Here is a 14494-nt window from a genome sequence, read left to right as displayed (position 1 = left end):
GGAAACCCGGAGATCGACTGCGCCATTCGGGCGTATTCACGCGCAAGGACTCGTTCCTTTATCTCTGTCCGGAGCAGGATCTCCCGTTCCGGACTTGGGAGGGAACGGAACGCATCATGGTGAATCAGCCACGTGGACCGGACGGTCGCTGGGTCAAATACAAGTACGGTGCGGGGGCACTGGCCACGGCAGGCGTGGTCGTGGCCGCCACCAGCGGAATCGGCGGAGGCAGCGCGGCCTCTTTGGACTCCGCCGCGAGCCAGGCACTCAAAGGCAAAAGCTCCAGTAAGAAATCCGCGCAGAAGGGCCGCCAATCCGAAGCATGGCAGCGTCTCGGCTGGCGTCAGCTCAAGAAAACCGCGAAACGGGAACTGAAATGCGGACCACATTCCTTCGGTGAGGTCCAGCGCTTCTTCCTGCGCCATCCGTGCGTCGACCTCGACCGCATGATCGTCACCATCGGCGACGGGGCCGGGAACACCCTCGCCGTGTCCGTCGCGTGGGTGAAGATGCCGAAGGCGAGCGAGGCGAGCGAGCTGAAACGGCTCATCGACAAGGACGGCACCGGCAATGTGTCGCTCTACGGCGAAGCACAGCACGGGACCCGCTTCACCGGCAAGAACTACGACTCCCGCCAGGCCAAGAAGCTGGTCGTGATCGCCGAGTCCGCTCCGGTGACCGGACGGCCGAGCGAAGCGACGTTGGAGACCGCTGTCGAAGTCGCCGTGGAATTCCCAGCACCTTGATCACCGACGGAACGGAACGCACGTGAGCAAGAGCGAACACGCCAGAAGGCGCCTCGAAACCCAAGCGAGGCAGCTGATCGAGAGCACCTTCACCGGCTTGGACTCGTTGCACCGCAACGTTCTCACCGGCCTTCTCAGCCGGACCGGCGCGGGCTGGCGGCTGCTGGTCAAAACGGCGCTGCCCTCGGACGACGGCCGGAGCGCGGACGCTTTCCTGATCGGCCGCACCGGCGTCCTCGCCCTCCTGATCACCGACAAGGGCCCGGACGGCGAAACCGCGAACCAGATCTTGCGCCAAGCGAAAGAGCGTTTCGCCGGGATACCCGGACCGCAGGGACGTTCCCTGGCCGAGAGCGCGATCCACCTCGTGGTGATCGGCTCGGGGGCAGGCGGTCCCCGGCAGGACGGCGTCTACTGGTCGCTCACCGAATCGAGTCTCGACCGCATCTTCCGGCGCGACGCGCTCCACCTCGACGGGAGGCTGGTCGCCCGCATCGCCGAGCAGGCGGAACGACGGCTGCACGGCTACCGTCCGCTGGCCGTCCGGCAACCGGATCGCGCCCCGGAAGCGGCGGGACTGCTGGACGCCGGCGAACTGATCGAAGACCAGCTCGGCGCGGCTCAACGGCGGCCGTTCGATTCCTGGCTCACTTTCCTGCACCCCCAGCAGAACGCGATCGTCAAACGCGACTACTCGGGTCCCGCGCGGATCAGCGGCCCGGCGGGCACCGGCAAGACGGTCGTCGCGCTGCACCGGCTCAGGCATCTGGCGCGGCTCAGCACCGGTCCGCTGCTCTACACCACCTACGTCCGCTCGTTGCCGCCGGTGATCAAGACGTCCTTCGACCGGCTGGCCCCGGAACTGGACGGTCGCGCCGAGTTCACGAACCTGCACGCGTGGGTCCGCCGGTTCCTCACCGAACGAGAGGTCCGGGTGAACGTGGACCGGGCCCAGATCGAGAACGCGTTCAGCTTCGCGTGGATCGCCCACCGGGACCGGCTCCAATCCATCGAGCCGAACGTCGACTACTGGCGCACGGAGCTGGACCGGGTGATCAAGGGCCGCGGGATCACGACGCTCGACGGCTACCTCGCGATCACCCGGCGGGGCCGGATCCTGCCGCTCAACGCGAGCCAGAAGGAACTCGTCTGGGGCCTGTACGAGCACTATCAACGGAGCCTCACCAAGAACGGCGCGCACGACCACTACGACCTGATCGAACTCGGCCGCGCCGAACTCGTGAGACAACCCCTCGAAACGCCGTACGCGGCGGTGGTCGTCGACGAGGTCCAGGACATCCCGCTGTGCGGCCTGCGGCTGTTACGCGAACTGGCGGGCGACGGGCCGAACAAGCTCCTGCTGGTCGGCGACGGACAGCAGCAGGTCTACCCCGGCGGCTGGCGGCTGTCCGACGCCGGCATCCCGATCCAGGGCCGCGGCGAGATCCTGAAGGTCAACTACCGCAACCGCGCCGAGGTGCTCACCTTCGCGCGGCGCTTCGACGCGACGAACCGGGTGGACGACCTCGACGGCGCGGACGGGGTCGCCCTGCGCGCGGCCGAATCCGCGAGCGCGGGCGGAACCACCGCCACCTGGCGCGGCGGCTCGCGCGATCTTCCCGACGCGCTGGTCGGCGCGGTCCGCGGGCTGCCGGTCCGCCGGGATCACTCGGCGCTGATCGTCTTCCAGCACAAGGATCTGGACCGGTGTCTCGCGATCCTGCGCGCGGCGGGGATCCCCACGCTGGCACTGGACAAGTACACCGGCGAAACCGACGGCAAGCTCAAGGTCGGCACCGTGCACCGCGCCAAGGGACTCGACTTCGAGGCCGTGCTCGTGCTGGAGAACACCCAGGAGAACGGGGCCGGGACACAGGCCGAGGAAGAACGCCGCGAGCTGCGCGGCAGGCAGCACCTGGTCGCGGCGACCCGGGCCCGCGACTTCCTCTGGTGGGGCGTGCTCGACGAACCCACCACCGAATAATTTTTTTGTCTTGACAACTTCAACCTTCGGACGGTTAGCTGAGCGCACACCGATCGAAGGGATCAAGTCATGGCCAAGTTCGCGAACGTCGACGACTACCTCGCCGCCCTGCCCGAGGGTCTGCGTGAGGTCGCCACCGCACTGCGCCCGATCGTCAACGCCGCCCTGCCGGGCTCCATCGAGGCGATGTACCACGCCTCCCCGACCTGGAGCGTGGGCGAAGCCGTGGGCAAGGGCCTCGTCTGCCTGGTGAAGGCGTACTCGTCGTACGTCACTTTCGCCCTCTGGAAGGGGCAGCTCGTCGACGACGAGTCCGGCAGGCTCGAGGCGAGCGCCCGGGAGATGGCGCACGTCAAACTGCGTTCGGTCGACGACATCGACGCCGAACTGTTCACCGGCTGGCTCAAGCAGGCACGAGACCTCGAAGCCCCAACAGCGGCACGGTGACACAATCGGCGGCGTGCCTGTGATCACCGACGAATCCCGTTGCCCGTGCGGCCTCGGCGAGCCCTACGGCGCTTGCTGCGGCCGTTTCCACCGGGGAGCCGCGACAGCGCCGACAGCCGAACTCCTGATGCGGTCGCGGTTCAGCGCGTTCGCCGTCGGCGACACCGCGTACCTCACGAAGACCTGGGATCCGACGACCAGGCCCGCGGACCTCGAACTCGACCCGGGGCAGCGCTGGACGTTCCTGGAGATCCTCGGCAAGACCGGCGGCGGCCTGCTGGAGAACGAGGGCACGGTCGAGTTCCGGGCCCACTACCGGCAGGATCGCCGGGCGGACAGCATGCACGAGAACAGCCGTTTCGTCCGCACCGGCGGGCAGTGGATCTACGTCGCGCCCGTCGCCTGACCACTGACGAACCCGGTGTAAGGGTCTGTTCTCCGCGCGAAGTGGCGGCTACTATCTCCCCCAACATTGTTAGGGAACTTTCTTAACAATTTCCGCCCAGGTCCGCCGCCGTGTGCCCAAGGAGGCGCGCTCGTGAGTTTTCGGCAGAAGAGAACCCGGATCCCGTTACTGGCCATGACCGTCACCGCGCTGGCCGCGGCGGTCTGCGGGGTGACCACCGCTCCCGCCGCCACCGGCGCGGAAGTGGCCGTCCCGCTGTCCGTCGGCGCCGCCGCGGGCAACGCCACCCCGATCCCCGGCTACGTGATCCAGTCCTCGGCACAGGTCAGCGACGACTCGGCGGTGTCGAAGCCGGGCTTCCCCACCGCCGGCTGGTACCCGGTGTCGTCGCGCTCGACCGTCTACGCCGGACTGCTGCAGAACGGCAAGTACGCCGACCCGTTCTACTCGACGAACATGAAGAACGTCCCGACGGCGCAGTTCACCGTGCCGTGGTGGTACCGCACCGACCTGAACGTCGAGGACACCTCGTCGCGGACGTACCTCGACTTCAGCGGCGTCCTCTCGAAGGCCGACGTCTGGGTCAACGGCACCAGGATCGCGACGAAGGACCAGGTCAACGGCGCCTACACCCGCCACGACCTCGACATCACCGAGCACGTCCGCCAGGGCGTCAACAGCGTCGCGTTCAAGGTGTACCCCAACGATCCCAACAACGACCTCTCGATGGGCTGGATCGACTGGGCGCAGACCCCGCCGGACCAGAACATGGGCATCGTGCGCGACGTCCTCGTCCGGCGCGGCGGCCCGGTGGCGCTGCGCAGCGCCCACGTGGTCCAGAAGCTGAACTCGGCGCTCAGCCACGCCGACCTCACGGTCAAGGCCGACGTCCGCAACGACTCGGCGAACGCGGTGCAGACCACCGTCGCCGGCACGGTCGCGGGAAAGCCGGTCAGCCAGACGGTTTCGCTGGCCGCGAAGGAACGCAAGACCGTCACCTTCCCGGTCGTCGGCCTGGACAACCCGAACGTGTGGTGGCCCGCCGGGATGGGCGGCCAGAACCGGTACGACCTCGACCTGACGGCGAGCGTCGGCGGCACGGCGTCGGACGCCTCGAAGTCGAAGTTCGGTGTCCGTGACGTCAAGGCGACGCTGAACTCCAGCGGCGGACGGCAGTACAGCGTCAACGGCAAGCCGCTGCTGATCCGCGGCGGCGGCTACACGCCGGACCTGTTCCTGCGCTGGAGCGAGACCGCGGCGGCCGACAAGCTCAAGTACGTGCTGAACCTCGGGCTCAACACGGTCCGGCTGGAAGGCCACATCGAACCGGACGAGTTCTTCGACATCGCCGACGACCTCGGCGTGCTGACCATGCCCGGCTGGGAATGCTGCGACAAGTGGGAAGGCCAGGTCAACGGCTCCGAGAAGGGCGAGCCGTGGGTCGAGTCGGACTACCCGATCGCCAAGGCGTCGATGTTCTCCGAGGCCGAGCGCCTGCGTGACCACCCGAGCGTCATCTCCTTCCACATCGGCTCCGACTTCGCGCCGGACAAGCGGATCGAGCAGGGCTACCTCGACGCGATGAAGGCCGCGGACTTCCAGCCTCCGGTGATCCCGGCGGCGTCCGCGAGGCCGTCCCCCATCACCGGTGCTTCCGGCATGAAGATGAACGGCCCGTACGACTACGTGCCGCCGGTGTACTGGTACGACAAGTCGCAGAAGGACCGTGGCGGCGCGTGGAGCTTCAACTCCGAGACCAGCGCCGGCGTCGACATCCCGACCATGGACACCCTGAAGCGGATGATGTCGGCCAGTGAGCTGGAAACGATGTGGAAGAACCCGTCGGCGGCGCAGTACCACCGCTCGTCGTCGGAGACCTTCGGCAACCTGAAGCTGTTCGGCAACGCCCTCACCAAGCGCTACGGCGCTCCGGCGGACCTGGCCGACTTCGTGCGGAAGTCGCAGCTCGCGCAGTACGAGAACGTCCGTGCGGAATTCGAGTCGCACTCCCGTAACTACACGGACTCGACCAACCCGTCGACCGGGTTGATCTACTGGATGCTCAACAGCCCGTGGACTTCTCTGCACTGGCAGCTGTTCGACGCCTACATGGACCAGAACGGCGCGTACTACGGGGCGAAGAAGGCCAACGAGCCGCTGCACATCCAGTACTCGCACGACAACCGCTCGGTCGTGGTGATCAACCAGACGTCGAACGCGGTGAGCGGGCTGACGGCGACCACGAAGCTGTACAACCTCGACGGCACCGAGAAGTACAGCAACACCAAGACCGGGCTGTCGGTCGGCGCGCTGGGCGCGAAGTCCACCGCGGTCACCGTCCCGGCGGTGAGCGGGCTGTCGACGACCTACCTGGCGAAGCTGGTGCTCACCGATTCCTCCGGCAAGGAGGTCAGCCGGAACGTGTACTGGCTCTCCACCAAGGCGGACACGCTGAACTGGGGCGGCAGCGACTGGTACTACACGCCGCAGTCGGCCTACGCCGATCTGTCCGGGCTGAAGAACCTCGGCCAGTCCGCCGTCAGCGCGACGGCGAAGTCGGTCGCCGGTTCCGACGGCACCACCACGACGACCGTGACGCTGAAGAACACCTCGGGCGGCAAACTCCCGGCGTTCTACGTCGACTCGAAGGTCGTGGACACCGCGGGCAAGCCGGTGCTCCCGGTGGAGTGGAACGACAACGCGGTGAGCCTGTGGCCGGGTGAAACGACCACGCTGACCGCGAAGTACCGCACGGCCGACCTCAAGGGCTCCAAGCCTTCGGTGCGGGTCTCGGGCTGGAACACCGGCACGCAGACCGTTCCGGCCGACGGCTCGGGCCCCGGCCCGAGCAACCCGGTCGACTACCAGGCCGAGGACGCCGCGGTCGTCCAGGGCGCGGTGGAGTCCAACCACGCCGGGTTCACCGGCAGCGGGTTCGTCAACTACGACAACGTGGCGGGCAGCTCGGTCGAGTGGACGGTGAACGTCGCGGCGGCGGGCACCTACGACGTGGTCGTCCGGTACGCCAACGGGACGACGGCGGACCGGCCGCTGGACTTCTCCGTCAACGGTTCGATCAGCGCGTCGGGTGTCGGCTTCGGCGCCACCGGGGCTTGGCCGAACTGGACGACGAGAACCGTCAAGATGACCTTGGCGGCGGGACAGAACAAGATCAAGGCGGTCGCCACCACGGCGAACGGCGGCCCCAACGTCGACAAGATCACCCTTTAGCACGGGGAGTCGCCAGAGGCCCCCTTCGCCGCCCGGCGAAGGGGGCCTTTTCCGTCACCCCGTGGGTTACGCTTTCCGGGTGACCGGACAGCGTGACCCAGGCCCGCGCCTGCGCGACCTCGCGATGCTGCGACGTGTCCGCGACCGGATCGACCGGGACTACGCCCAGCCGCTGGACGTCGAGGCGCTGGCACGCGGCGTGCACGTCTCGGCCGGGCACCTGAGCCGGGAATTCCGCGCCGCGTACGGCGAATCGCCCTACAGCTACCTGATGACCCGCCGGATCGAGCGGGCCATGATGCTGCTGCGGCGCGGGGACATGTCGGTCACCGAGGTCTGCTTCGACGTCGGTTTCTCGTCGCTGGGCACCTTCAGCACGCGGTTCTCGGAGCTGGTCGGCATCTCGCCGAGCGCCTACCGCAAGCAGGCGGCGGAAGAGGGCCGCGGTATGCCCGGCTGCGTCGTCAAACAGGTCATGCGACCGATCAGGAATAGAGAAGCGGCCTCCCGGCGCCCCGACCTACCTTGAGTCGCATGATCCTCTCGATTCACGCGTCCTTCCTCCCCGCCGACGATCTCGAGGCCGCCCTTTCCTTCTATCGCGACGTCCTGGGCTTCGAGGTGCGGGACGACGCTCCGCACCGGGTCGCCGTCGGCCCGCCGGGGCAGCCGCGGACGTCGATCGTGCTGCGTTCCCCGGCCGACGGCCCGGAGATCACCGACGAGGAACGCGCCACGATCGCCGAACTGATGGCCAAGGGCACCTACGGGGCCATCGTGCTGTCCACTTCGGACCTGATCGAGACGTTCGACCGGATCCAGGCGACCGGCGCCGATGTCGTCCAGGAGCCGATGGAACAGCCTTACGGCGTCCGCGACTGCGCCTTCCGTGACCCGGCGGGCAACCTGGTGCGTATCGAACAGCGGTAGCCGCCCCTCGATGCGCGCGCACCGAGGCCTTCGGGTGATGATGAGCGGCGTGGAGATCGCGGTAGAACTCGTGGCACTGGTGGTGGCCGTCCTCCTGGTCACCGCCGCGGCGCGGAAACTCGACTGGTCGGCACCCCTGTGCCTGATCGCGGTGGGGGTCGTCGCCTCGTACGTCCCGGGCATCCCGGAGTACGAACTGGACCCGGAAGTCGTTCTGCTGGGGCTGCTGCCCCCGCTCCTCTACGCGACCGCGATCCGCACGTCGCTGATCGACTTCCGCCGCAATCGCGGGCCGATCCTGCTGCTGTCGGTGGGGCTCGTCATCTTCACCACCGCCGCGGTCGGGGTCGTGGCGTGGCTGGTGATCCCCGATCTGCCGCTCGCCGCCGGGCTCGCGATCGGCGCGGTGGTCGCCCCGCCCGACGCGGTCGCGGCCTCCGCCGTCGCCCGCAAGGTCGGGATGCCGCGCAAGCTGACCCGGCTGCTGGAAGGCGAAAGCCTGTTCAACGACGCGGCCGCGCTGGTCGCGTTGCGGACCGCCATCGCGGCCATCGCCGGCTCGGTCAGCCTGCTTCAGGTCGGCGGGGACTTCCTGCTGGCCGCGGGCGGCGGGCTGGTGATCGGCTTCGCCGTCGGCGCGCTCGCCGCGCTCATCCGGACCCGGCTGGAGGATCCGGTCACCGACACCGCGCTTTCGCTGGTGGTCCCGTTCGTCGCCTATCTGGCCGCCGAGGCGATCCACGGTTCCGGCGTGATCTCCGTGGTCGTCGCGGGGCTGATCCTCGGGCACAAGGCGCCGAGCATGCTCTCGGGACGTTCCCGGCTGGCCAGCAGGCTGAACTGGCAGACCATCCAGTTCCTGCTGGAGAACATCGTCTTCCTGCTGATCGGGCTGCAGGTCCGCCGGATCATGACCGAGGTCGGCGACAGCGGGCTGAGCGCACTGGACCTGATCCTGATCTGCGCCGCCACGCTGGCCGCGACCATCGTCGCGCGGATCATCTGGATGGTGGGCATCGGCCTGGCGCGGCGGACGTTCCGCCGGCACGCCTGGCCGTGGCGGTACTCGGCGGTGATCGCCTGGGCGGGCATGCGCGGGGTCGTCACGCTCGCGGCGGCGTTCGTGCTGCCCGCGGACACCCCGCAGCGGGCCGTGCTGGTGCTGGTCGCGTTCGTCGTGGTGGCGGGAACGCTGCTGCTGCACGGGACGACGCTGCCGGTCCTGGTCCGCCGTCTGAAGCTGCCGCCGCCCGACCCGGCCGAGGACGCGCTGCAGGAAGCGGCCGTGCTCAACAACATGACCCGGGCCGCGCTCGACGAACTGGAGAAGATCCGGACCGTCGACGACCCGGACGACATCGTCGAACGCCTGCGCAGCCGGCTCCAGCATCGGTCGGACTCGGCTTGGGAGGAACTCGGCAGGCAGAGCACCCTGACCGAAACGCCGAGCGACGCCTACCGGCGGCTGCGGATGAGGCTGCTCGAAGTCGAGCGCGAAAAGTTCCTGGAGGCGCGGGACTCCGGGATGGCCGATGATGATGTCCTGCGGCGGATCCTCGAACGGCTCGACATCGAGGAATCCATGCTGGACAGGGAGGAGGAGACCGTGCCGGACTCCGATCGGGAACTGCGCACCCCAGCCGCGACGGCGGGATCCTGCAAACATCTGACCAAGGAGTGGCCGACCGTCGAACCCAGCTCTCCGGATGCATGCGCGATCTGCGTCGAGCACGGGATGACCTGGGTCCACCTGCGGCGATGCGTCAAATGCGGGAACGTCGCCTGTTGCGACTCCTCACCGGGCAAACACGCGACCGAGCACTTCCACGAGACGCTGCACCCGGTGATGCGCAGCCACGAGCCTGGCGAGACCTGGCGCTGGTGTTTCGTGGACAAACAGCTCGGCTGACTCGGTATCGTCCGGGGCATGAGCACGCCTGAGCAGGAAGTCGAATACCGCCAGCACCGGTTCTCTCCCCCGCCCGGCGCGACCGAGATCTTCCTTGTCCGCCACGGTGAATCGGCCCCGGCGAAGGGCAGCGATCCCTTCGACCTCGTCGACGGGCAGGCCGATCCGGACCTCGCGCCGGAGGGCCGGGACCACGCCGAACGGGTCGGCCGCCGCCTGGCGGACGAGCGGATCACCGCGCTGTACGTGACGACGCTGCGCCGGACGTCGCAGACCGCGGCACCGCTGGCGGCGAAGCTCGGGCTGACGCCGGAGGTCGAAGCCGACCTGCGGGAGATCCACCTCGGCGACTGGGAGAACGGGCTCTTCCGGCGCTACACCCACGAAGGTCACCCGATCGTCGAACAGCTGTGGCGGGAACAGCGCTGGGACGTCATCCCCGGCGCGGAGTCGATGGAGTCGTTCGGCGGCCGGATCAAGGCGGCCATCGGCAGGCTCGCGGCGGCCAACCCGGACCGCCGGATCGCCGTGTTCACCCACGGCGGTGTCATCGGCGAGGTCTTCGCCCAGGCCAGTGCCGCCGGAAACCGATTCGCGTTCCTCGGCGTGGACAACGGCTCGATCTCGCATCTGGTGGTGTCGGGCGACAACTGGATGGTGCGACGGTTCAACGACACGTCGCATCTTCAGTCGCCTTTCGGCTGATCCGGCCTGCCGCGACCAGGTGCACGACGACCAGGACCGCGACGGCCTCCGCCGCCAGCAGCCCGATGAGCACGAGCACCTGGGTCACCCCGGCCTGCAAGGGCCCGGCGCCACCGAGGAGGACACCGACGTAGGCGCCGGGCAGGGTCACCAGGCCGACCGTCCGCGTCTGGTCGAGCGCGGGGATCAGCGCCTGCCCCGCGGAGGGGCGGCAGATCTCCAGCGCGGCCGGGCGCCGGAGGAAACCCAGCGCCAGTGCGGCTTCGTACTCGCCGTGCCGGGACACGAGTTCGTCCAGGGCACGCCTCGCCGCCTGGGAGGTCGCGGACATCGCGCCGCCGATGACGATCCCGGCGATCGGCACGATCGCGATGGGCCGCCACGGGACCACCCCGGTCGCGAGCACGAGCGTCAGCACCGGCACCACACCGGACGCGATGGCGAGCGCGACCCACGCGAGATCCTTGGCCACACCGATCCGGCGTGCGGAGGTGACGGCCGCGATCGCGAACATCAGCAGCACGAAACCGCCGGTCAGCCAGCCCGATTTCAGGATTCCGACGATCACCAGCGACACGGCGGCGAGCTGCACGACGGCTCGCGCGGCCGCGAACAGCACCGCGTTGCCCTGCCCCAGCTGTCCGAACCGCACCACGGCCGCGCCGAAGATCGTCAGCAGGGCCAGGACCACGGCGAGCATCGGGCCGAAAGCGATCGCACCATCCGTCACGCGGACGATCCTGCCGTCTAGGACGTGCAGGTCACCGGCGCGCCCGGTGCGGGGGCGGTGCGGTCGCTGACGACCTCGCCGTCGACGAGGATCCGGCACCGCAACGCGCCGCTGCCCGAACCCTGCGCGGAGAGGCTGTAGAACTCGTCGCGGCCTTCCTGGCCCGTGCGCTCGAAAGTGGTGCTCCACGGCGTCAGCACGTCGGTCTTCTGCATCAGCTCCGAGCCCTGCGCGACATAGGTGACGTTCTGAGCGCCCTTCGCGCCGGAAAGTTCGTAGACGACCAGGTGGGTCACGGTGCGCACGGCGGCCGCGGCCTGCTCGACCTGTTCCACCGGCGGCGCGGGCGGGTTCTGCACCGGCCGCGAAGCCTTCGGCAGCACGTAACCGGTCAGGGTGACGGCGACGGCCATCACCCCCAGCACGACCACGATGGTCCCGAGCGGCTTCAGCCTGCCCGGGGCTCCCTGTCCCGGCGCCGATGCCGGAGGGGTCGCGGTGGGAACACCCATGGAGAGGTCTTCTCTCGTCCGAGCGCACTTCCGTCGAGTGCGTCGACTACTTCTCGTCGGAAGGTGACTCCGCGTTAGCCGTTATCGGGAAGAAACCCGATATTCACCCTTTTGGGTGTCCCGATGAGCGAAGACCGCCTGGTCATAGAGCGGTTGGCGTAAACACAGTGAGCCGAATAGCTCACTTTGAGTGATCCGGCCTCAGTCGACGAGATCCGCGTCGGCGAGCAGGCCGAGCATCCGCCTGCCCGCCGGCGGGCAGAGGTGGGCGTCGGCCGAAGACAACCAGGCGGACTCGGCGATCTCACGGCCGGGCGCGGGCTCACCACGATGGTCGGCGGTGTAACAGGTCATCCGGACGCGACGGCCGTCCGCGTAGCCGTCGGCCTGCTCGTTCAACACCGCGAAGAAGCGGAAACTCTGAGGGTCGAGCTCGACACCGAGTTCCTCCCTGATCTCCCGGCACAATCCACCGACGTCGCCTTCCCCCGGCTCACGCTTGCCTCCGGGCAAGTAGAACTTGGCCTTCCCCTCGGTCCGCACGGACAGCAGACGGCGGTCGCGGACGTGGATCCAGGCCAGTGAATCGATCTCGGCGTCGGGCACGGCCTGATTCTGTCGTAGGCCGGGGGCATCATGGCAACCGTGTATCGGGAGACGACGGCACCCGGCGAGCTGCGGGACGTGGTGCGCTGCCTGTGGGAGGACGCGGGCGAGGCACCGAAGCGGATCGTGCCCGACGGCTGCGTCGACCTGGTGGAATGCGGCGGCGAGGTGTTCGTCGCGGGGCCGGACACCACGGCGTGGACCTGGGAGACGCCGCCCGACGCCCGGGCTTCCGGCGTGCGGTTCGCCCCCGGCAGGGCGCGCGACGTCCTGGGGCTGGGCGCCGACGAACTGCGGGACCAGCGCGTCCCCCTCGGCGACCTCTGGGGAAGGGAAGGCGAACTGCTGGCCGAGCGGGTGCTCTGTGGCGGCGTTTCGCTGACCGACGTCGTCACGCGACGCCGGTCCGACGGCGCCGACCGGGAGATTTCGGAGCTGATCACCAGGCTCGACAGTGGTGTTCCCCGGGTTTCCGCCGCGCTGGGCCGGTTCGCGACCGGGGAAAGGCAGCTGCGGCGGCGGTTCACCCTCGCGGTCGGCTACGGCCCGGCGACCTACCTGCGGGTCACCCGGTTCCAGCGCGCCATCGGCCTCGCGCCCACGGCGCCGGATCTCGCCTCGCTGGCGGTCTCGGCAGGCTACGCCGATCAGGCCCACCTGAGCCGGGACTGCCGGGAGTTCGCCGGGATTCAGGCGAGGGAGTTCTTCCGCGCCAAGAAGTGCGCTATGTCCATTGTGGACCGGTAAAGGGCACGGTAGTGCGGATAGAACTCGTCGTAGACGTCGGCGTCCGCACCGGGACGGACGACCTCGGCGACCGGGTTCCAGGCTTCGACATCCGGCTCCAACCCCAGGGCGACGGACGCGAGAACGGCGTCACCGAACGCCGCGCCGACGGTTTCCACGGGAATCTCCTGGTCGATCCGCGCGACGTCGCTGACGATTTGCGTCCACACCCCGCCCTGCGTCCCGCCTCCGACGGCGACGAACCGGCGCGTGCCGCCGCCGGCCTCACGCATGGCTTCGAGGTTGTGCCGCACCCCGTAGGCCGTGCCTTCCAGTGCCGCGCGGTACAGCTCGGCACTGCCATGGGAAGTGGTGAGCCCGGCGATGACGCCGCGCGCGTCCGGATCCGGTATCGGTGTCCGTTCTCCGGCGAAGTACGGCAGCATCAGCAATCCACGGCTGCCCGCGGGGACCTCGCCCGCCGCCGCGGCCAGTTCCCCGAACTCGCCATCGACGAGTTCCCGCAGCCAGTCGGTGATCGCGCCGGACGTGGCCATCCCCGCCGCGAGTGAATAGGTGTCCGGGAACGCGCCCCTGGTCGTCCACAGCCCCGGTCCGGGGCGGGGGTCGGAGAGCACCTGGATCAGGAACATCGTGGTGCCGTACATGAGCATCGTGTCCCCGGGCGCGGTGACCCCGGCGCTCGTCGCCTCCGCCCAGGCGTCCACCGTTCCCGCCGTCACCGGGATTCCTTGCGGCAGGCCGGTTTCCGCGGCCGCCCCGGCGGTGACCGAACCGACCACCTCGGTCGGCCACGCGAGCCTGGGCAGTTCGACGCCGGGGGCGATCGCGGCGACCCGGTCCGGCGCCCACCGGGCCTCGCGCAGGTCGTACATCGGGTCGCATTGGCTCGCGGAATGATGGTCGAGAACGTATTCGCCGGTCAGCCTCAGCACAAGGAACGAACTCGCCATCAAGAACAGCTCCGCGCGTTCGAACACGTCCGGCTCGTTCTTGGCCAGCCACCGCCATTTCGGCCCGACGGCCTGCGAGCCGAGCGCGCTCCCGCCACGCTCCACAATGGATTCTTCGCCGAATTCCCGGTTGAGTTCACGGATTTCGTCGAACGCGCGGGTGTCGACGCCGTAAAGAATCGCCGGACGCAGCGGTTTCCCGGAAGCGTCCGCGGGCAGGAGCACCGGTCCGATTCCGCTGACCGACACTCCGATGATGGGATGATCCCCGGCGGCCGCCGAAAGTTCCCTTGTCAGTACCAGGAAGTCCTGCCACCAAACGGTTTCGGCGTCATGCTCGAACCAGCCCGGACGGGGCCGTGAGGTATCGTGTCGCCGGGATGCTCGCGCCGCCACGGCGCCCCGGGAATCGACGAGGACGCCTTTGGAACTCGAGGTGCCGATGTCGATGCCGAGCACCAGGCCCGGTTCGCCCACGACACCCCCGAACTTTCCAGCACCCGAACTTTCCAGCGCGAGTAGCGCGATCAGCGGATGGTAACGATTGTCGGTCAAGCTATTCTTCCCGTGCGAAGGTGTCAAGACACC

The 14494-nt window shown here is 68.7% G+C and carries 14 protein-coding genes; 10 read left to right on the top strand and 4 right to left on the bottom strand.

All coding sequences use genetic code 11. The annotated features are described in order from the left end of the window. Positions 1-116: 116 nt before the first annotated feature. From B0293_RS16410 to B0293_RS16370, 9 genes are all read left to right on the top strand, one after another. The gene (locus B0293_RS16410) at positions 117-746 is read left to right on the top strand and encodes a hypothetical protein (protein ID WP_039918589.1); all 630 of its coding nucleotides are present in this window, start codon (positions 117-119) and stop codon (positions 744-746) included. 22 nt (positions 747-768) lie between these two features. Next, complete coding sequence (locus tag B0293_RS16405; protein WP_005159224.1) at positions 769-2730, top strand: UvrD-helicase domain-containing protein; 1962 nt, start codon at positions 769-771, stop codon at positions 2728-2730. Positions 2731-2799: 69 nt separating this feature from the next. Further along, positions 2800-3177: a DUF1801 domain-containing protein gene (locus B0293_RS16400; RefSeq protein WP_005159225.1), complete on the top strand. Its 378-nt coding sequence runs from the start codon at positions 2800-2802 to the stop codon at positions 3175-3177. Positions 3178-3196: 19 nt separating this feature from the next. Further along, the gene (locus B0293_RS16395; protein WP_005159226.1) at positions 3197-3583 is read left to right on the top strand and encodes a YchJ family protein; all 387 of its coding nucleotides are present in this window, start codon (positions 3197-3199) and stop codon (positions 3581-3583) included. A 132-nt stretch (positions 3584-3715) separates the two neighbouring features. Next, a complete protein-coding gene (locus tag B0293_RS16390; RefSeq protein ID WP_005159236.1) occupies positions 3716-6814 on the top strand; it encodes a glycosyl hydrolase 2 galactose-binding domain-containing protein in 3099 nt (1032 codons plus the stop codon). A 61-nt stretch (positions 6815-6875) separates the two neighbouring features. Continuing rightward, positions 6876-7343 (top strand): helix-turn-helix transcriptional regulator, encoded by a 468-nt coding sequence (locus tag B0293_RS16385; RefSeq protein WP_005159237.1) that lies wholly within the window; start codon positions 6876-6878, stop codon positions 7341-7343. A gap of 5 nt (positions 7344-7348) precedes the next feature. After that, positions 7349-7744: a VOC family protein gene (locus B0293_RS16380; protein WP_005159238.1), complete on the top strand. Its 396-nt coding sequence runs from the start codon at positions 7349-7351 to the stop codon at positions 7742-7744. A 10-nt stretch (positions 7745-7754) separates the two neighbouring features. Next, positions 7755-9653 (top strand): Na+/H+ antiporter, encoded by a 1899-nt coding sequence (locus B0293_RS16375; RefSeq protein WP_005159239.1) that lies wholly within the window; start codon positions 7755-7757, stop codon positions 9651-9653. Positions 9654-9671: 18 nt separating this feature from the next. After that, positions 9672-10358 carry a histidine phosphatase family protein gene (locus tag B0293_RS16370; protein ID WP_005159241.1) on the top strand — a complete coding sequence of 229 codons (687 nt, stop codon included), beginning with the start codon at positions 9672-9674 and terminating at the stop codon, positions 10356-10358. On the opposite strand, the gene B0293_RS16365 is transcribed toward B0293_RS16370, so the two are convergent. The 3 genes from B0293_RS16365 to B0293_RS16355 all read right to left on the bottom strand — a co-directional run bounded on the left by B0293_RS16365 (position 10321) and on the right by B0293_RS16355 (position 12206). Further along, positions 10321-11088, bottom strand: coding sequence for an ABC transporter permease (locus B0293_RS16365; protein ID WP_005159243.1), 768 nt, complete (start codon positions 11086-11088; stop codon positions 10321-10323). The genes B0293_RS16370 and B0293_RS16365 overlap by 38 nt on opposite strands. A gap of 17 nt (positions 11089-11105) precedes the next feature. Beyond that, the gene (locus B0293_RS16360) at positions 11106-11600 is read right to left on the bottom strand and encodes an MmpS family transport accessory protein (RefSeq protein WP_039918593.1); all 495 of its coding nucleotides are present in this window, start codon (positions 11598-11600) and stop codon (positions 11106-11108) included. Positions 11601-11801: 201 nt separating this feature from the next. Next, complete coding sequence (locus B0293_RS16355) at positions 11802-12206, bottom strand: NUDIX hydrolase (protein WP_005159246.1); 405 nt, start codon at positions 12204-12206, stop codon at positions 11802-11804. A gap of 30 nt (positions 12207-12236) precedes the next feature. On the opposite strand from B0293_RS16355, the gene B0293_RS16350 reads away from it, so the two are divergent. Beyond that, on the top strand, positions 12237-12953 hold the full coding sequence (locus B0293_RS16350; protein ID WP_085939684.1) for a helix-turn-helix domain-containing protein: 717 nt from the start codon (positions 12237-12239) through the stop codon (positions 12951-12953). Here the strand turns inward: B0293_RS16350 and B0293_RS16345 are convergent. Beyond that, the gene (locus B0293_RS16345) at positions 12896-14383 is read right to left on the bottom strand and encodes an FGGY-family carbohydrate kinase (protein ID WP_039918666.1); all 1488 of its coding nucleotides are present in this window, start codon (positions 14381-14383) and stop codon (positions 12896-12898) included. The genes B0293_RS16350 and B0293_RS16345 overlap by 58 nt on opposite strands. Positions 14384-14494 lie beyond the last annotated feature (111 nt).

Source organism: Amycolatopsis azurea DSM 43854 (assembly GCF_001995215.1).
Taxonomy (GTDB): Bacteria; Actinomycetota; Actinomycetes; order Mycobacteriales; family Pseudonocardiaceae; genus Amycolatopsis; species Amycolatopsis azurea.
This window is presented reverse-complemented; position numbering and strand designations above follow the sequence as displayed.

Coding starts and splice junctions, on each gene's coding strand:
- B0293_RS16410 (WP_039918589.1), top strand. CDS start 117: ATGGTGAATCAGCCACGTGGACCGGACGGTCGCTGGGTCAAATACAAG.
- B0293_RS16400 (WP_005159225.1), top strand. CDS start 2,800: ATGGCCAAGTTCGCGAACGTCGACGACTACCTCGCCGCCCTGCCCGAG.
- B0293_RS16380 (WP_005159238.1), top strand. CDS start 7,349: ATGATCCTCTCGATTCACGCGTCCTTCCTCCCCGCCGACGATCTCGAG.
- B0293_RS16375 (WP_005159239.1), top strand. CDS start 7,755: ATGCGCGCGCACCGAGGCCTTCGGGTGATGATGAGCGGCGTGGAGATC.
- B0293_RS16370 (WP_005159241.1), top strand. CDS start 9,672: ATGAGCACGCCTGAGCAGGAAGTCGAATACCGCCAGCACCGGTTCTCT.
- B0293_RS16360 (WP_039918593.1), bottom strand. CDS start 11,600: ATGGGTGTTCCCACCGCGACCCCTCCGGCATCGGCGCCGGGACAGGGA.
- B0293_RS16350 (WP_085939684.1), top strand. CDS start 12,237: ATGGCAACCGTGTATCGGGAGACGACGGCACCCGGCGAGCTGCGGGAC.